The organism is Allobosea vaviloviae, assembly GCF_001298265.1.
In the GTDB taxonomy this organism is placed as follows: domain Bacteria; phylum Pseudomonadota; class Alphaproteobacteria; order Rhizobiales; family Beijerinckiaceae; genus Allobosea; species Allobosea vaviloviae_B.
Genome location: NZ_LGSZ01000040.1, coordinates 300191 through 316908, shown reverse-complemented (window position 1 = coordinate 316908; position 16718 = coordinate 300191). Strand labels below are relative to the sequence as shown.

Here is a 16718-nt window from a genome sequence, read left to right as displayed (position 1 = left end):
GTCAACTGTTCAGGATGGGTTTGCAACGCGGGCGGGAACCGAGCCGGAACACGGTGTTCGCCACCTGGGATCCAACGGCATCCCGCCCGCACCAAACATGCCACGGATCCAACACACAGGGATCCATTCCGGAGCACTTGCCCGGAGAGGTTCAGGCATGGATCCCGGGTCTCCCTGCGGTCGCCCGGGATGACCCGCGGCGGATGGAACGGAGGTTGGAGAACAGGTCTCAGGCGTCGCTCGCCGGTGTCTCCGCAAGCGTCGCCGGCGCGGCCACTGTCACGGCATGCTCGCGTTCCAGCTTGCGGTAGCGGGCGACGCTGAGCGGGATCAAGGCGAGATAGGCGATGACGACCAGCGCCAGCATCTCGAACGGATAAGCGAAGAGCAGCCCCGCGACGACGACGACCGCGACGAAGATCGGCAGCACCTTGTCGCGCGGGACACGGGTGCCGAGCGTCTTGCCGGCATAGCAGGGAATGCGCGAGATCGTCAGGAAGGCGATGAACAGGATGTAGGCGCCAACCGGAAGAGCGCCGTATTCCTGAACGGGCACGCCGATGAAGTGCAGGTAGAGCGGCAGCATCGCGGTGATCGCGCCGGCGGGCGCGGGCATGCCGACGAAGAAGTTCTTCTGCCATTCCGGCCGGTGGGGATCGTCGATCATCACGTTGAAGCGCGCCAAGCGCAGCGCCATGGCGCAGGCCAGCGTCAGCACGATGATCCAACCGAACGACTTCAGGTCGTGCAGGACGAAGATCCACAACACATAGCCGGTCGCGACGCCGAAATTGACGAAGTCCGACAGCGAATCGAGTTCGGCCCCGAAACGCGAGGTGCCCTTGAGCAGACGCGCCAGGCGCCCGTCGACACCGTCCAGCGCAGCCGCAACCAGGATGCAGATGGTGGCAGTGTCGAGCTTGCCCTCGACGACGAGGCGCATCGCGGTCAACCCGAGGCAGAGCGCCAGCAGGGTGATGACGTTGGGCGCCAGCAGCCGGAACGGGATCGGCTTGAAGCGGGCGCGCCTGGATTCGACGCGCTCGGGCTCGAAGGGGGGAAAGAGGTCGCTCATGGCAGCCGGAATACGCGGTTTTGGCGGGCGAGGCTAGGCGGGGCTTCCGGCCAGGGCGCCGTCATGCTCGGGCTTGACCCGAGCATCTCGTGCAGGAGGAGGCACCAGCGCCCTTTCGGCCGGAGATTCTCGGGACAAGCCCGAGAATGACGCGCCCCGTTATTAGATCCCCCGGAACAGTCTGGGGGCCAATTCCCCGCCGGCGAAATCGGCCAGCACGGTCTCTCCGGCGAACGCCGTCTGGCCCTCGCCGACCAGCGGGATGACGCCGACCGGCAGGTAGACGTCGACGCGCGAGCCGAAGCGGATCAGGCCGAAACGCTCGCCCGTGCCGATGACATCGCCCTCCTTGACGAAGGGCACGATGCGGCGCGCGATCAGGCCCGCGATCTGGACGACGCCGACGATGCCATGGGCGGTTTCGATCGCCAGAGCGTTGCGCTCGTTGTCGTCGCTCGCCTTGTCGAGTTCGGCGTTCAGGAAAAGGCCGGGCGTATAGGCCATCTTGACGATCCGGCCCGGCACGGGGGCGCGGTTCACATGGCAGTCGAAGACGTTCATGAAGATCGAGATCCGCGTCATCGGCTCGGCCGGCAAGTTCAGCTCCGGCGGCGGCAGGGCGGACGCGATCTGGCTGACGCGGCCATCGGCGGGCGAGATCACCAGGCCTTCGCGTTGCGGCGTGATCCGGATCGGATCACGGAAGAAATAGCAGATCCACAGCGTGATGATCGCGCCGATCCAGCCGAAGGGCGACCAGAGATTGGCGAGCACGATCGTCGCGACCAGCGCGATGGCGATGAAGACATAGCCCTCCTTGTGGATGGGCACGATCACCTTGCGGACGGAATCGACGAGCGACATGGGTTTCAGTCCCGTGCTGCGGACGGCGTGGTCTGGCGCGTCCTGATGCGGTCTGCGGCAACGGTGCGGCCACAGCTCTTGGGCCGCTGTTTAGGAGGTTCGTCGCGCCGGGGGAAGAGCGTCATCGCCGCGCCCCATTCCGGGGCGACTCTGCCGTCATGACCGTGAAGAGCGCCATGACGATGTCGACGACGCTGGATGTCAGCGAATCCTTCGGGCTGGTCGAGAGCCGGCGGCCGGCGCTTTCGGTGATCGCCTCGCTGCTGCGCAATCCGCTCCAGGCGATGCCGCCGGAGGTCTACCGCGAAAAGCTCGTGCTGGCGAAGACGGGCGGGCGCACGAGCCTTTATGTCTGCGACCCCGCGCTGATCCAGGAGGCCTTGACCAAGCAGGCGGGTAAGCTCGGCAAGGGCGATCTCATCCGCCAGGTGCTGGGCCCCGCCATCGGCGAAGGCCTGCTGACGGCGGACGGGGCACATTGGCGCTGGCAGCGGCAGGCCGTGGCGTCGGGCTTCCAGCACGAAAAGCTCATCGGCTTCCTGCCCGCGATGATCGCGGCCGCGCAGGCGACGCACGAGCGCTGGCAGGCGGCGCCGGGCCCGCTCGACATCGGCCACGAGATGATGCGCACGACCTTCGACATCATCGTCGAGACGATGCTGTCGGGGTCGCAGGCGCTCGACGTCGGCAAGGTCGAGCAGGCGATCTCGGACTATCTCGAACCGACCAACTTCATGTTCGTCTATAATCTGTTCGGCGCGCCGGGCTGGCTGCCCTATCCCGGCCGGCGCAAGGCGCGGGCCTCGGTTGCCTATCTACGCGAAAGCCTCGGCGGGCTCGTCGCCGAGCGTCGCGCGGGCAGCCAACGCCGTGGCGACCTGCTCGACATGCTGCTGGACGCGGCCGATCCCGAGACCGGCCGGGCGATGGACGACGCCGAGATCGTCGACAACCTGCTGACCTTCGTCACCGCCGGCCACGAGACGACGGCGCTCGGCCTGCCTGGACGCTGCATCTGCTGGCGCAGCACCGCGAGCATGAGGAAGCGGTTCTCGCAGAGATCGCAGGCGTGACCGGCGGCGGCCCCTTGCTGCCCGAGCACGTCGCCGCCCTGCCCCTGACCAAGGCCGTGTTCCAGGAAGCGATGCGGCTTTATCCGCCTGCCCCCGTCATCACGCGGCAGGTCGAGGCTCCCTTCTCGCTCGGCGGCGTTTCGCTGAAGGAGGGCATGGTGCTCTATGTGCCGATCCAGGCCGTGCATCGGCATGAGCGGCTCTGGGAGAGGCCGGATGTCTTCGATCCCACGCGCTTTCTGGGTGAGGCGGCGCGTGGGCGGCATCGCTACGCCTATCTGCCCTTCGGCGCCGGGCCGCGCATCTGCATCGGCAGCGCGTTCGCGACGATGGAGGCCGTCGCGATCCTGGCCGTGCTGCTGCCCGCGCTGCGGCTGGAGCCGGTTTCGGTGCGTGCGCCCGAGCCGACGCTGAAAATCACGCTGCGGCCGAAGCAACCACTGCGGATGACGGCGACGGCGCGTGCGTGAAGGGGCTCAGCCTGCGACGCGGTAGCTCGTGAAGCGCCGGGTCGCCAGCCAGGTCAGCGCGACGAAGGCGACGAGGAGAAGCCCCTCGGCGATGGCAAAAGGCGGCTCGGACCCGGTCGGCGCCAGCGCCCGTAGCGCCGGCACCTTCTGGAATAACTGCGCCACCAGGACGAAGAGCAGCAGATAGAAGCTCAGCATCGCCGTGATCGCATAGATGCCGCGCCATCGCCCGATCAGCAGGCGCGCATAGAGCGCGAAGCCTGCCACGACCGCCAGCACGAGCGCGACCGCACCGATGATGTGCGAGGGCAGCACGCCGTTGAAGGGAAAGCCGAAGCCGGTCGCGCTGGTGGCGAAGGCCGTCGAGAGGAAGACGCCGGTCCAGCCCGGCCGGACATGCCCGTTCATCAGCCCCGCCGCGACGGGAAATCCCGCCACGATGGCGACCAGGCTGAGCCAGGTGTGGAAGCCTACGAATGTCGTCGGATCGAACATGGAAAGCCCCCCAGCTCGCGAATGCGGAGCCGGCGGCTCCTGTGATCAGAATGCCGGAACCGCGCCGCAGTTGCGAGTGGTTTCAAAGTGGAAACCGACTGCGCTCCCGTCATTGCGAGCGCAGCGAAGCAATCCAGCGTCATGGGGCGCGGCGTTGGCTGGATTGCTTCGCACCGCTCGCAATGACGGAAAACGGCACGGCGCCCCCTCATCCGTCTCGGCTTCGCCGAGCCCCCTTCTCCCCTCGCGGGAGAAGGGGTAGCCCCGCCCTACGGCGCCAGCGTGACGCGCACGCTCGGCTCTTCCTCTGCGGTGGCGCGCTGGAGCGTCGCCTTGGCCTCGTCGACCTGGCGCTGGCGGTTCCACAGCGCCGCATAGGTGCCGTTTGCGGCGAGCAGTTCGCCGTGGTTTCCGCGCTCGGCGATCAGTCCCTTGTCGAGCACGATGATCTCGTCGGCATTGATCACGGTCGAGAGCCGGTGGGCGATGACCAGCGTGGTTCGTCCCCGGCTGACCAGATCGAGCGCGTCCTGGATTTCCTTCTCGGTGAAGGAATCCAGCGCCGAGGTCGCCTCGTCGAGCACCAGCACCGGCGGCCCCTTCAGGATGGTGCGGGCGATGGCGACGCGCTGCTTCTCGCCGCCCGAGAGCTTCAGCCCGCGCTCGCCGACAGACGTGCCGTAGCCCTCCGGCAGCGACTTGATGAAGCGGTCGATCTGGGCGAGGCGCGCGGCGTCCTCGACCTCCTCGACTGTCGCCTCGGGGCGGCCATAGCGGATGTTGTATTCGATCGAGTCGTTGAACAGCACGGTGTCCTGCGGGACCATGCCGATGGCGGCGCGCAAGCTCACCTGCTGGACGTCGGCGATGGGCTGGCCGTCGATCAGGATACGCCCGACCTGCGGCTCGTAGAAGCGGAAGAGCAGGCGCGAGATCGTCGACTTGCCCGCACCGGACGGGCCGACGATGGCGATGGTCTTTCCCGCCGGCACGGTGAAGGAGATGCCCTTCAGGATCGGCCGTTCGGGAATATAGGCGAAATGCACGTCCTCGAAGGTGACCTCGCCGGCTGGCACGACGAGCGGCTTGGCGCCCGGCTTGTCCTGGATTTCCGGATCCTTACCGATCAGCGAGAACATCTGCTCGATGTCGAGCGTCGCCTGCTTGATCTCGCGATAGACGGTGCCCATGAAATTCAGCGGCTGGTAGAGCTGGATCAGCATGGCGTTGATCAGCACGAAATCGCCCACCGTCAGCGTGCCCGCGCGGAAGCCCTGCACCGCCATCACCATCGAGATCGTCAGCCCGGTCGCGAAGATCGCCGCCTGGCCGAAGTTCAGCCAGGCGAGCGAGGTGTAGGCCTTGATCGAATTGCGCTCGTACCGCGCCATCGAGACGTCGTAGCGGGCGGTCTCGCGGGCCTCGGCGCCGAAATACTTCACCGTCTCGTAGTTGAGCAGCGAGTCGATCGCCTTCGAATTGGCGTCGGTGTCGGACTCGTTCATCTGGGTGCGGATGGCGATGCGCCACTCCGTCGCCTTGATGGTGTAGGCCATGTAGGTGGTGACCATCACCACCAGCACGACGACATAGAGCCAGTTGAAAATCGTCAGCAGGACGGCCGTGATCAGCACGAGCTCGATCACGACAGGCACGAGCTGGTTGAGGCCGAGCCGGACCATCTCCTCGATGCCGTTGCGCCCACGCTCCAGGACGCGGGTCAGCCCGCCGGTCTTGCGCTCCAGATGGAAGCGCAGCGACAGATGGTGCAGATGGCCGAAGGTCTGCAGCGCCAGCGTCCGGACCGCATGCATGAACACCGGCGCAAACAAGGCGTCGCGCAACTGGATGAACGCCGCCGAGCCGACGCGGGCGAGACCATAGAGCACCGTCAGCGCCAGCGGCGCGCCGACCAGCCAGGGCAGCCAGCGCTCGAGGCTCGACGGCGTGTTGGCGAGCGCGTCCGTCGCCCATTTGAAGGCGAAGGGCACGCCCATCAGGACGACGCGGCCCATCACCAGCAGCGCGAAGGCGAGCACGACGCGCTTGCGCAAATCAGGGCGGTCCGCCGGCCAGAGATAGGGCCAGAGCGCACGGAAGGTCTCGACGAAGCCCGAGCCCGGCTGGAGCAAGGCGGGGCGCGCGAGGGAGGGCGCCGGAGACGGCGAGGCTGGCGGAGACATCTTGGGACGATTCCAGGTTGGGGCGTCGGTATAGGCGCAATCGGTCGTGATTGCATGCGGTGGAGAACAACATTCTCCCATCTCGCAGCCGCCTTGCTTCCGTCTAAAGGCGGGTGTCAGATTGCGCAGCGCTGCAAGCGCGTCATTGGGGACGAAACACCATGACGATAGAGCGACTTTTCCTGGCGGGCCTGCTCGCCCTGCCTGTCGGCTCGTTGGCGACGACCCTGCCAGCCGCAGCCCAGGGCGCCAAGCCACCAACGCAGGTCACGATCAAGAACATGCGGTCCGTACCGCTGACGCTGTTCGAGATCGCCACCGGCGGCGACCAGCCCCGCCTCGTCGGCAAGATCGCCAAGCCGCTGCCACCCGGCAAGAGCATCGCGGTGAAGCTCAACAAGCCGGCCGGCTGCAGCTATTTCGTGCTCGCCCGCTTCGACGACGCCGTCGAGAGCGACGCGGAGGGCATGGACCTCTGCAAGGACAGGGTGATCCGCCTGACGGAGTGAGGGGCGCGGCGCGTCATGGTCGGGCTTGACCCGACCATCTCGTGCAGGACGGGCAGCAAGCCCTGCCTATCCAGAGATTCTCGGGTCTCCGCTGCGCTGCGCCCGAGAATGACGCAGGTCCCTCACCCCGTCGCGCCGGCGCGCATCAGCTTGTAGGTGATCGAGTCCACCAGCGCCTGGAACGAGGCGTCGATGATGTTGGCGCTGACACCCACCGTGGTCCAGCGCTCGCCGGTCTCATCGGCGGATTCGATCAGGACGCGGGTGACGGCATCGGTTCCGCCCTGGAAGATACGGACCTTGTAGTCGACGAGGTGCAGCCCCTCGATCAGCGACTGGTAGTGGCCGAGGTCCTTGCGCAAAGCGACGTCGAGCGCATTGACCGGACCGGCCGAGCCCTCGGCGGCCGAGATCAAGGTCTCGCCGCCGACCTTCACCTTCACGATCGCTTCCGAGAAGGTGACGAGTTCACCGATCGCGTTGTAGCGGCGCTCGACATTCACCTTGAAGCGCTCGACCTCGAAATAAGTCGGCACCTCGCCCATGATGCGTTTGGCGAGCAGATAGAACGAGGCGTCGGCGCCCTCGAAGGCATAGCCCTGCGCCTCCTTCTCCTTGACCTCCTCCAGCACGCGGCCAAGGCGCGGGTCGTCGCGGCCGAGCGTGACGCCGATGCGCTCCAGCTCGGCTGCGAGATTCGACTTGCCGCCCTGGTCGGAGATCAGGACCTTGCGCAAATTGCCGACCGCCTCGGGCGGCACATGCTCATAGGTGCGCGGGTCCTTCAGCACGGCCGAGGCGTGGATGCCGGCCTTGGTGGCGAAGGCTGAGGCGCCGACGAAGGGCGCATGCCGGTTGGGCGCGCGGTTGAGCATCTCGTCGAGCGCGCGCGAGACATGGCTGAGCTCGCCGAGCTGGGCCTCGCCGACGCCGATCTCGAAACGCTCGCGATAGCGCGGCTTGAGCTTGAGCGTGCCGATCAGCGTGACCAGGTTGGCATTGCCGCAGCGCTCGCCGAGCCCGTTCAGCGTGCCCTGGATCTGGCGGACGCCGGCCTCGACGGCTGCCAGCGAATTGGCGACGGCGCAGCCGCAATCGTCATGGGCGTGGATGCCGAGATGGCCGCCCGGAATGACCTTCGCGACGGCGGCGACGATGGCCGAAATCTCGTCGGGCAGCGTGCCGCCATTGGTGTCGCAGAGCACGACCCAGCGGGCGCCGGCCTCATAGGCCGTGCGGGCGCAGGACAGCGCGTAATCGGGATTGGCCTTGTAGCCGTCGAAGAAGTGCTCGCAGTCGAGCATGACCTCGCGGCCGGCGGCCTTGGCGGCCTCGACGCTTTCGCGGATGCCGGCGAGATTGTCCTCGAGCGGGATCTCGAGCGCGACATGGACATGGTAGTCCCAGGACTTGGCGACGAAGACGATGGCGTCGGCCTTCGCGTCCAGCAACGCCTTGAGCCCGGGATCGTTGGCGGCAGAGCGCCCTGCCCGCTTGGTCATGCCGAAGGCGGCGAATTTGGCGTTCCTGGTCGGCTTCTCCGCGAAGAAGGCGGTGTCGAGCGGGTTGGCGCCGGGATAGCCGCCCTCGACATAGTCGATGCCGAGCTTGTCCAGCATCACCGCGACGGCGCGCTTGTCGTCGAGCGAGAAATCGACGCCGGTGGTCTGCGCGCCGTCGCGCAGCGTGGTGTCGAAGAGGTGGATGCGAGCGGCGGTCACGGCTTGCGTCGCAATTTGAAGCGCAGCACGCGCGGCATCACCATGGCGAGCATGACGAGCTTGATCGCGACGGAGAGCGAGCCGGCGGGGCGGATTTTCGGGGTCATGGGTTTTCTTCCAAGGGGGTTGGCAGCCGTCGCAGATCGACGGGCGTTTGCGGATCTATTTCGCCAATCATGGCGGGTTTCAGGTCGTAGAGCGCGGCGACCGCCTCCAGCGCGGCCGGCGCATCGAGATTGACGCCCCAGGACGCGACGGTGCGCACGAAAGCGCGCGTCGTCATCAGCGTGACGGGGTAGTCGACCTCCAGGAAGAGGTTGGGCACCTTGCGGTCCTCGTAGAGGATGACCGCCGAGGAGACGCTGTCGGGCCGCCAGAGATCGACGAATTCGCGCAGGGCGAGTTCGCCGGAGTTGCGCAGGCCGGATTTGAGACGCACATCCTCGTCGGGCGTGCGGGCACGCCCCTTCAGAGACGCGATGCCTTCGCCTATGATCGTCTGGACGCGCAGAAGCGCCTCTCCCTCGGATGCGATCCAGGCCGCGATCTCGGGCGCGTAGGGCTTGCTCGCATCGCCGACAAGTTCGTCCTCGACGCGGTCGACGATGACGATGCGGCGGTTCAGCCGCGCGAGCATGGGCAACAGCCCCGCCGCCGCGAGGCGCAGGATGGGGCCAGCGTCCGCAATGACGATGGGCTCGCGGGAGGCGGGCGACATCATCGCTTCACCTCCCAGGTCGTGGTCGGCTCGCCGGTGGCGGGATCCTTGCCGTCCTTGAGGGCGATGCCCATGGCGGCGAGCTGGTCGCGGATGCGATCGGATTCGGCGAAGTTCTTGGCGCGGCGGGCGCCTAGGCGGGCTGATATATGCTTCTCAACAAGAGCTTCAAAAGCCCTACTCAACTGCTCAGCGGACCCCGTCCGTTCTGCAACATTTTCGAGACCGAGAATATACAGAAGCTCGAAAAATCTAGGGAGGTCTTTCTTTGTCCTATCGTTTCTATGGCGCCGCGCCCATTCATGTTGTTTATGCAACTCCATAACTGCCGCGGCAGTATTCAAATCGTCTGTTAGAGCGTCGAAGAAACGAGATTCCTCAAACGGCGCGCCTTGCAATTCCTCGTAGGTCCAAGCACTTTCAGCGAAGGTCCTCCTCCACTTTGCAATTGAAGCCTCCGCCTCCTCCAGCGCCTTCACCGTCCAGTCGATCGGCTGGCGATAATGCGTCTTCAGCATCGCGAGCCGCAGCACCTCGCCGGGCCATCTGCGCCCGCCGAATGTCTCCGTCGCCAGCAGCTCGTTGATCGTGACGAAGTTGCCGAGCGATTTCGACATCTTCTCGCCTTCGACCTGCAGGAAGCCGTTATGCATCCAGATGTTGGCCATGCGACTGGCGCCGTCCGCGCCGCCAAAGGCGCAGCAGGATTGGGCGATCTCGTTCTCGTGGTGCGGAAAGACGAGGTCGATGCCGCCGCCATGGATGTCGAAGAGGTTCTTGGCGGGATCGTCGCAGGCAAGCCCGCCGCCGAAGGGCTCGAGCAGCTTCGCCATCGACATGGCCGAGCATTCGATGTGCCAGCCCGGCCGGCCGGGCGTGGCGATGCCGGCCGGCGACGGCCAGCCCGGATCGACGCCGTCGCGGCTCGGCTTCCAGAGCACGAAATCCATCGGGTCGCGCTTGTAGGGCGCGACGTCGACGCGGGCGCCGGCGATCATCTCGTCAAGCGGGCGGCGGGCGAGCGAGCCATATTTCGGCGCAGCGCGAAGATGCGCGACGGCCGGCACATGGAACAGCACATGCTCCTCGGCGACATAGGCGACGCCGCGCGCGATCAGGCGCTCGATGATCGCCTTCATCTCCGCGATATGGTCGGTCGCGCGCGGTTCGGCCGTGGGCCTCAGGCAGCCGAGCGCGTCGATGTCGGCGTGGAACTGCGCCGTCGTGCCTTGCGTGACCTTGGCGATCGCCTCGTTCAGCGGCAGGCCGGGGAAATCGCGGGCGGCACGGGCGTTGATCTTGTCGTCGACGTCGGTGAGGTTGCGGGCATAGGTGACATGGCTCTCGCCATAGAGATGCCGCAGCAGCCGGTAGAGCACGTCGAAGACGATCACCGGGCGGGCGTTGCCGATATGGGCGTAGTCATAGACCGTCGGCCCGCAGACATACATGCGGATATTGTTGGGATCGACGGGGACGAAGTCCTCCTTCGTTCGCGTCAGCGTGTTGTAGAGCCTCAAGGTCGGCGACATCGAACGGGTATCCTGGCAAACGGGCAATAGCGTGACGGCGAACCTGGCCGCTGGCCGGGGCGCTGTTGCGTCTTTCCGTTTCAGGATGAGGACGTGAGCAGCCGGCCAGCGAAAGCTAGCGGCAAATAATGGAGATCCTGTTGAGGGCTCGCGTCATGAGAATGACTTGCCTGCGCCGGGGCTTTGCGTCAAGAGGGCGCCCCATTTTCGCCGCGCCGGACCGCCAGAAGGCCGCGACTTCATTCAATCTTAACTGACTGGAACCATCCTCCCGATTCGAGGGTTGAGCGCCCGTCAGCCACGAGGACACCCCATACATGCGCCGCGCCGTTGCCCTGATCGGCCTGTTCGGGATCGTCGGAGCCGGGCTTTCGCTGTCGCTTTTGCCGATCAGCAAGACCTCCGCCGCCCCCAACGACCAGCGCACCTTTCTGATTCCCGCCAGCGACGGCTACGGCGTGGCCGACTGTCTCGCAGCCAAGTCGGAATGCGGCAAGATCGTCGCCGACGCTTGGTGCGAGGCGCAGGGCTTCGCCAAGGCGAGCGCCTACGGCCTGGCCTCGCGCGAGGATTTCACTGGCTCGCTCTCCAAGGCGAAGGCGGCCCCGGCCGCCGTGCCGGAGCAGCCGCTGGTCATCACCTGCGGCGGGTGAAAACGCGCCTGCGCTGCGTGGCCCACCAGTCACGTTGCCATTCTGTATAGCCCAGCAGTTCGCCCTCGCGGCGTTCCAGCGCTTCGGTCCATCCCGAGACGGCGACCGTTGTCCTCATCTCGATATAGGCGTCGATCCGCCACTCTTCGCCGGGCAGCGCTATGTAGACCTGCCGCATTCCTTCGGCCATCTCACTCGATGGTTTGCATTTAGGCGATGCAAACGGGCAGTCGATGACGCGCCGGATGAGGCGGCCCTCGTTGACGAATGGGTCGAACAGAGCCATCCAGGCCTCAAACCAATCGCAGGGATAGGCGTCGCCGAAGGCGGCAAACGGTTTGCGGCCTTCAAGCATCAGCGCCAGCTCGAACTCAGTATGGATCAGGTAAGGCACGGCGCGGAGTTTATGCCACTGCACAAGCCGGACTTCGCCGTATTGGCAGGGAAACACAAAGCCAATCAGCGCCGATAGTCGCTCCAGCTCAGACGCATCGAGCTTGCGGAGCGTTCCTTCAAGCACCTCCCTGACGTCGTCACCCAATACGGCGACCAGCGGCTCGATCGTCTCCAACGAAAACTGCGCTTCGAGGATCGGACAGCCGAGCGCCGCATCGATGGCCTGCAGGACAAAGCGGTGGCAGGCCGCATCCACGGTTCGACTTTACTTGATCCAGTCGGCGCATTTCGCCGGTTCGCCGACGCCGCCCCAGGGCATGATGGGCACCGTCGAGGTCGAATTCTGCGGCGAGCCTTCGATCAGCTTGTCGGAATAGACCATATAGATCAGCACGTTGCGCTTGGTGTCGCAGCCGCGCACGATCTGCATCTTCTTCCAGATCAGCGAGCGCCGCTCGCGGAAGACGACATCGCCCTGCTCGGATTTTTCCTTGAACCTGATCTGGCCGATCTGGCGGCAGGCAAGCGAGATCTCGGAGACCTCCTCCGCGACGCCGAACATGCCGGCGACGCCGCCCTTCTCGGGAATGGTGTAATGGCAGGCGACGCCCTCCACCACGGGATCATCGACGCCGTAGACGGCGAGCTTGTGGTCAGGCGTCAGCATCTTCCAGACGGTCGACTTCTTGAAGATCAGGTCTTCCTGCGCCGAAGCGGGCGCTGCCAAGGCCGCGAGGCCGAGCATTCCGGCAAGGGCTGCGGAAGCGATGGCTTTCATGGTCACGTCTCTCCTGCGGCCGAGCGCCGACGGGCACGATATGGTTGTCCGAAGCGTGCCCCGCCAGAGGCAGGGCAGGCTCACGCCGCCAGCGGCTTGAAGGCGAGGTAGGCGGCCGCGATCGCTCCCACCGTGCCGGCCAGGAAAAGCACCAGCTTGATCTGGGTGGCACGGCTGGCGAAGGCGACGTCGCCGGCATCGACCTTGGGATATGTGTCGAGCATCCGCGCCACAGCGAGGTTCTCGGCGACGTCGCAGAGACCGCCCAGCAGCCAGCCGCCGCCGCAGAGCGCCGCAAGCCACAAGGGCTGGCCGCGCATCGTCAGGGCGGCGATCAGGATCGCGCCGACGATCGCATAGGTGAAGGCGAAGGCGACATCGGCCGGCAGCACGCGGTTGCGATAGCGGGTCCGGCGCGTCTCGCCATACAGCCCGAACAGCTTCTCGACATCGGCGACATTGTAGCCGTCCCAGTCGCTCTCCAGCATGCGCTGCACGCCCTGCCGGCCCGACCAGAAGCCGACCGCCCAGAACAGAACCATCACCAGCACCGGCCCCCAGAGGAAGAAGGCGAGCGGAACAGTGGTGGGGTAGAAGGCGACGGTGTCGATCATGGTGCTCGGGCTTTCGCGGCGGGCGGCTCACTTCGGGCAGGGTGATCGAACTAGTAACCTGCCTTGCCGATCCGCGCCAAGCGATACGCGCCTGACCGGCCGCCGTTGCATTGCGTTGGAGTCCGCATTCGAAACGCCGACTGGACGCATATCGGCGTTCGCCATATCTTTTGTATGTCGAGATGATGAGGCGAGATCATATGCGCAAGGCTCAGGTGCTCTTGCGGGACGATCAGAAGGCCGCGCTCCAGACGCTCAGCCGCAAAACCGGCCGCAAGCAGAGCGAGCTCATCCGGCGTGGCGTCGATCTGGCCATCGCGGAGGCAGAAAATGCCTCGCAACAGGACTGGCGGCTCGCCTGGTCCGAGGCGGCGGGTGCATGGTCCGGCCGCGCAGACCTCGACGACATCGGACAGACGCTGCGCGCCAATGCCCGCAAACGAGGAGCGGAACGCGACGAGCAGTGGCGCGGCTGATGAGCCTGCTCCTCGACAGTTGCATCGTCATCGACGTTCTGAGGGCTCGCGGCGCAGCGCTCGACTTCATCACCTCGCTGCCGGAGCGCCCCTTCCTGTCCGTGGTCGGCATCAGCGAATTGCGGACTGGCGAACGCGATGAGCGCGACCGGACGCGCATCGACGGCGTTCTCGCCTCGAGCACCTTGCTCGATGTGGACCGCGAGGTCGCAGACATTGCCGGCGCCTTCATGCACCGCTTCTACAAAAGCCATGGCCTCGACACCGCCGATGCCCTCATCGCGGCAACGGCTGCGCGGCACGGCCTGGCGCTGGCCACGCTGAACCTGAAGCATTTTCCAATGTTCCCGAAGCTCGCCCGACCGTATGAGGGCGTCTCCGGACGGCCTGGATGATCAGCCGGCTGGCAGAATCTCCTGCTCGATCGCCCCGAAGATCGAGTGGCCGGCGGCGTCCTTCATTTCGATGCGGACGGTGTCGCCGAATCGCAGGAAGGGCGTTTGAGGCTTGCCGGACTCGATTTTCTCGACCGTGCGCTGTTCCAGGATGCAGGTATAGCCCACGCCGCCCCGGGCTAGCGGCAGGCCGGGGCCTCCTTCGGGGCCGTGGTTGGAGACGGTGCCGGCGCCGATGATCGTTCCGGCGGCCAGACTGCGTGTGCGCGCAGCATGCGCGATGATCTCGCCGAAGCCGAACGCCATGCCGATGCCGGCATCGGGCCGCCCGAACGGCTTGCCGTTGACCTGCGTGAGCATGGGCAGATGCAACCTGCCGTTCCGCCAGGCAGCGCCGAGTTCATCGGGAGTGACGGCGACGGGCGAAAAGGCGCTGGAGGGCTTGGACTGGACAAAGCCGAAGCCCTTCGGCAGTTCGTGCCCGGCAAGGCGTCGCAGGCTGACGTCATTCACCAGAATCACAAGGCGGACATGCCCGAGCGCCGCTTCGGACGAAATACCCATCGGCACGTCGCCGGTCACGACGGCGACCTCGGCCTCGAAATCGATGCCCTGCTCCTCGGAGGGCGTGCGAATGGGCTGGCGCGGGCCGAGCAGCGTATCCGAGCCGCCCTGATACATGAGAGGCTCAGCCATCATCGCCGGCGGCACGATGTCGCCGCCCGCCTTCCGGACAAGTTCGATGTGGTTGAGATAGGCCGAGGCGTCGAGCCACTGATAGGCACGCGGCAAGGGCGCGGCGCAGTCATGCTCATGGAAGCGGAAGGATGGAACCGAGCCATGCTCCAGGCTCAGCGCCAGATCGGCCAGGCGCGGCGCATATCGATCCCAGTCGTCGAGTGCGGCCTGGAGGGTCGCAACGACAGGAAAGGCATCGGTGGCACGGGTCAGATCCTGCGAGACCACGACCAGGCGGCCATCACGGCCATGGATGAGCGAAGCGAGTTTCATATCTTTTCATTCCTCGCGCGACACGCCAATAAGGGCATAACAACGCCCCCGGGAGGAGCACCTTATGAAACGTCGCGAGTTTTTGAAAACAGGGGCGCTCGCCGCCGCCGCAACGCCCGTCGCGATGCCGGCGCTCGCGCAGTCGCAGCCCGAGGTGAAGTGGCGGCTGACCTCGAGCTTCCCGAAGTCGCTCGACACGATCTTCGGCACCGCGCAGCAGTTTTCGAAGCTGGTCAGCGACGCCACCGACGGCAAGTTCCAGATCCAGGTGTTTGCGCCGGGCGAGATCGTGCCGGGCCTGCAGGCGCTCGACGCGGTCTCCTCGGGCACGGTCGAATGCGCGCATTCGCCGACCTATTTCTACATCGGCAAGGACCCGACGCTGGGTCTGGGCACCGGCATCCCCTTCGGGCTGAATGCGCGCCAGCAGCATAGCTGGTGGTATTTCGGCGGCGGCGAGCAGATCGTCAACGGCGTGCTCGACCGCTTCGGCGCCTATTCGATCCCCTGCGGCAATTCCGGCTGCCAGATGGGCGGCTTCTTCCGCAACGAACTCAAGTCCGTCGACGATCTCAAAGGGCTGAAGTTCCGTATCGGCGGCATGGGCGGGGCGGTCCTGGCCAAGCTCGGCGTGGTGCCGACGCAGATCGCGCCGGGCGATGTCTACCCAGCGCTGGAACGCGGCACGATCGATGCCGCCGAATTCGTCGGCCCCTATGACGACGAGAAGCTCGGCTTCATCCGCGTCGCGAAATACTACTATTATCCGGGCTGGTGGGAGGGCGGCGCCATGCTGCACCTGATCATCGGGAAGGAGGCCTGGGCCAAGCTGCCCAAGCACTACCAGGCGATCGTCCAGAACGCCTGCGAGGCGGCCAACAACTGGATGCTCGGCAAATACGATTTCGTGAATCCGGGCGGACTGCGCCGGCTCGTCGCGCAGGGCGCGCAGCTCAAGGCCTTCCCGCTGCCGGTGATGGAAGCCGCGCTCAAGGCGGCCGAAGAGTATTACGCCGAGACCTCGGCCAAGAGCCCTGACTTCAAGAAGGGCTACGACTCGCTCGTCGCCTTCCGTGGTGAGAACCTGCTCTGGTGGCAGGTGGCCGAGCTTTCCTATGACTCGTTCATGAACCGGCTGAAGGCGCGCTGAGCGATCGACGGCGAAGGAAGGCGACACTCCATGTCGACGAAACCGCCCTCCTCCACGCCGGAGGCTCCGCTGCGGCTGGAGCAATACCTGCCCTATCGCCTCAACGTCGTCGCCTTTCATTCGGCGCGGGCGCTGGGGCGGATCTACGATGCGCAGTTCGGCATCGGCATACCCGAATGGCGGGTGGTGGCGCAGCTCGGCGAGTTCGGCAAGCTGACCTCGCGCGACATCGGCGAGCTCGCCCAGATGCACAAGACGAAGGTCTCGCGCGCCGTCTCCGAGCTGGAAAAGCGCGGGCTGGTCTCACGCTCGGAGAATCGGCAGGACCGGCGCGAGTCTTTCGTCGCCCTGACGAGCGCTGGCGAGCGAATCTATCTCCAGATCGTGCCGCTGGCGCTGGCCTTCCAGGCCCGCTGGACGGAAGGCATCGCGGCCGAGGAGCTCAAGGTGTTCGAGCGCGTGCTCTCGACGCTGACCGAGCGCAGCCGCCACCTCGCCGGCAGCTATCGCGACGACGAGGGCTGAGGGCGGGGTGGAGCCATCGGCTCTTCACTACCCGCCGTCATCCCGGACAAGCGGCGAAGCCGCGCCGATCCGGGATCCAT

Annotated in this window: 17 protein-coding genes and 1 pseudogene; 7 read left to right on the top strand and 11 right to left on the bottom strand. The window is 65.9% G+C overall.

The window, feature by feature from the left end; genetic code table 11:
- Positions 1-229 precede the first annotated feature (229 nt).
- On the bottom strand, positions 230-1075 hold the full coding sequence (locus AE618_RS13350) for a CDP-alcohol phosphatidyltransferase family protein (RefSeq protein WP_054209540.1): 846 nt from the start codon (positions 1073-1075) through the stop codon (positions 230-232).
- A gap of 162 nt (positions 1076-1237) precedes the next feature.
- Entirely contained in the window at positions 1238-1948 is a 711-nt protein-coding gene (locus AE618_RS13345) for a phosphatidylserine decarboxylase (RefSeq protein WP_282568511.1), read from the bottom strand.
- Between the two features lie 149 nt (positions 1949-2097).
- Between AE618_RS13345 and AE618_RS13340 the strand changes: the two are divergent.
- A pseudogene (locus AE618_RS13340) lies at positions 2098-3482 on the top strand (cytochrome P450).
- A gap of 6 nt (positions 3483-3488) precedes the next feature.
- Here the strand turns inward: AE618_RS13340 and AE618_RS13335 are convergent.
- Positions 3489-3977: a hypothetical protein gene (locus AE618_RS13335; protein WP_054209538.1), complete on the bottom strand. Its 489-nt coding sequence runs from the start codon at positions 3975-3977 to the stop codon at positions 3489-3491.
- 269 nt (positions 3978-4246) lie between these two features.
- Complete coding sequence (locus AE618_RS13330; protein WP_082365235.1) at positions 4247-6160, bottom strand: ABCB family ABC transporter ATP-binding protein/permease; 1914 nt, start codon at positions 6158-6160, stop codon at positions 4247-4249.
- Between the two features lie 161 nt (positions 6161-6321).
- Here AE618_RS13330 and AE618_RS13325 point away from each other — a divergent pair, with 161 nt between their 5' ends.
- Positions 6322-6669, top strand: a complete 348-nt coding sequence (locus AE618_RS13325) for a hypothetical protein (RefSeq protein WP_054209537.1) — start codon at positions 6322-6324, stop codon at positions 6667-6669.
- Positions 6670-6791: 122 nt separating this feature from the next.
- On the opposite strand, the gene cimA is transcribed toward AE618_RS13325, so the two are convergent.
- From cimA to cysS, 3 genes are all read right to left on the bottom strand, one after another.
- On the bottom strand, positions 6792-8390 hold the full coding sequence (gene cimA, locus AE618_RS13320; RefSeq protein WP_054209536.1) for a citramalate synthase: 1599 nt from the start codon (positions 8388-8390) through the stop codon (positions 6792-6794).
- A 103-nt stretch (positions 8391-8493) separates the two neighbouring features.
- The gene (locus AE618_RS13315; RefSeq protein ID WP_156330255.1) at positions 8494-9111 is read right to left on the bottom strand and encodes a hypothetical protein; all 618 of its coding nucleotides are present in this window, start codon (positions 9109-9111) and stop codon (positions 8494-8496) included.
- On the bottom strand, positions 9108-10640 hold the full coding sequence (gene cysS / locus AE618_RS13310) for a cysteine--tRNA ligase (RefSeq protein WP_054209534.1): 1533 nt from the start codon (positions 10638-10640) through the stop codon (positions 9108-9110). The genes AE618_RS13315 and cysS overlap by 4 nt, the downstream gene beginning before the upstream one ends.
- A gap of 317 nt (positions 10641-10957) precedes the next feature.
- Between cysS and AE618_RS13305 the strand changes: the two genes are divergently transcribed.
- A complete protein-coding gene (locus AE618_RS13305) occupies positions 10958-11293 on the top strand; it encodes a hypothetical protein (RefSeq protein WP_054209533.1) in 336 nt (111 codons plus the stop codon).
- Here the strand turns inward: AE618_RS13305 and AE618_RS13300 are convergent.
- From AE618_RS13300 to AE618_RS13290, 3 genes are all read right to left on the bottom strand, one after another.
- On the bottom strand, positions 11277-11945 hold the full coding sequence (locus AE618_RS13300; RefSeq protein ID WP_054209532.1) for a hypothetical protein: 669 nt from the start codon (positions 11943-11945) through the stop codon (positions 11277-11279). The genes AE618_RS13305 and AE618_RS13300 overlap by 17 nt on opposite strands.
- Before the next feature lie 9 nt (positions 11946-11954).
- Positions 11955-12467: a CreA family protein gene (locus tag AE618_RS13295; protein ID WP_054209531.1), complete on the bottom strand. Its 513-nt coding sequence runs from the start codon at positions 12465-12467 to the stop codon at positions 11955-11957.
- An 80-nt stretch (positions 12468-12547) separates the two neighbouring features.
- Complete coding sequence (locus AE618_RS13290; RefSeq protein ID WP_054209530.1) at positions 12548-13081, bottom strand: hypothetical protein; 534 nt, start codon at positions 13079-13081, stop codon at positions 12548-12550.
- 200 nt (positions 13082-13281) lie between these two features.
- On the opposite strand from AE618_RS13290, the gene AE618_RS28495 reads away from it, so the two are divergent.
- Together AE618_RS28495 and AE618_RS28490 are read left to right on the top strand one after the other, a co-directional pair.
- A complete protein-coding gene (locus tag AE618_RS28495) occupies positions 13282-13557 on the top strand; it encodes a ribbon-helix-helix domain-containing protein (protein ID WP_054209529.1) in 276 nt (91 codons plus the stop codon).
- On the top strand, positions 13557-13952 hold the full coding sequence (locus AE618_RS28490; RefSeq protein ID WP_197280773.1) for a PIN domain-containing protein: 396 nt from the start codon (positions 13557-13559) through the stop codon (positions 13950-13952). The genes AE618_RS28495 and AE618_RS28490 overlap by 1 nt, the downstream gene beginning before the upstream one ends.
- On the opposite strand, the gene AE618_RS13275 is transcribed toward AE618_RS28490, so the two are convergent.
- Positions 13953-14963 (bottom strand): fumarylacetoacetate hydrolase family protein, encoded by a 1011-nt coding sequence (locus AE618_RS13275; protein WP_054209527.1) that lies wholly within the window; start codon positions 14961-14963, stop codon positions 13953-13955.
- A gap of 64 nt (positions 14964-15027) precedes the next feature.
- Here AE618_RS13275 and AE618_RS13270 point away from each other — a divergent pair, with 64 nt between their 5' ends.
- Positions 15028-16113 (top strand): TRAP transporter substrate-binding protein, encoded by a 1086-nt coding sequence (locus AE618_RS13270; RefSeq protein WP_054209526.1) that lies wholly within the window; start codon positions 15028-15030, stop codon positions 16111-16113.
- 30 nt (positions 16114-16143) lie between these two features.
- Positions 16144-16638, top strand: coding sequence for a MarR family winged helix-turn-helix transcriptional regulator (locus AE618_RS13265; protein WP_054209525.1), 495 nt, complete (start codon positions 16144-16146; stop codon positions 16636-16638).
- Positions 16639-16718: the final 80 nt, after the last annotated feature.

Bases quoted from the DNA above. Each gene is read 5' to 3' on its own strand.
- AE618_RS13290 (WP_054209530.1), bottom strand. From the start codon at position 13,081: ATGATCGACACCGTCGCCTTCTACCCCACCACTGTTCCGCTCGCCTTC.
- AE618_RS13315 (WP_156330255.1), bottom strand. From the start codon at position 9,111: ATGATGTCGCCCGCCTCCCGCGAGCCCATCGTCATTGCGGACGCTGGC.
- AE618_RS13265 (WP_054209525.1), top strand. From the start codon at position 16,144: ATGTCGACGAAACCGCCCTCCTCCACGCCGGAGGCTCCGCTGCGGCTG.
- AE618_RS28490 (WP_197280773.1), top strand. From the start codon at position 13,557: ATGAGCCTGCTCCTCGACAGTTGCATCGTCATCGACGTTCTGAGGGCT.
- AE618_RS13270 (WP_054209526.1), top strand. From the start codon at position 15,028: ATGAAACGTCGCGAGTTTTTGAAAACAGGGGCGCTCGCCGCCGCCGCA.
- AE618_RS13325 (WP_054209537.1), top strand. From the start codon at position 6,322: ATGACGATAGAGCGACTTTTCCTGGCGGGCCTGCTCGCCCTGCCTGTC.
- cysS (WP_054209534.1), bottom strand. From the start codon at position 10,640: ATGTCGCCGACCTTGAGGCTCTACAACACGCTGACGCGAACGAAGGAG.
- AE618_RS13330 (WP_082365235.1), bottom strand. From the start codon at position 6,160: ATGTCTCCGCCAGCCTCGCCGTCTCCGGCGCCCTCCCTCGCGCGCCCC.
- AE618_RS13275 (WP_054209527.1), bottom strand. From the start codon at position 14,963: ATGAAACTCGCTTCGCTCATCCATGGCCGTGATGGCCGCCTGGTCGTG.
- AE618_RS13295 (WP_054209531.1), bottom strand. From the start codon at position 12,467: ATGAAAGCCATCGCTTCCGCAGCCCTTGCCGGAATGCTCGGCCTCGCG.
- AE618_RS28495 (WP_054209529.1), top strand. From the start codon at position 13,282: ATGCGCAAGGCTCAGGTGCTCTTGCGGGACGATCAGAAGGCCGCGCTC.
- AE618_RS13335 (WP_054209538.1), bottom strand. From the start codon at position 3,977: ATGTTCGATCCGACGACATTCGTAGGCTTCCACACCTGGCTCAGCCTG.
- AE618_RS13305 (WP_054209533.1), top strand. From the start codon at position 10,958: ATGCGCCGCGCCGTTGCCCTGATCGGCCTGTTCGGGATCGTCGGAGCC.
- AE618_RS13350 (WP_054209540.1), bottom strand. From the start codon at position 1,075: ATGAGCGACCTCTTTCCCCCCTTCGAGCCCGAGCGCGTCGAATCCAGG.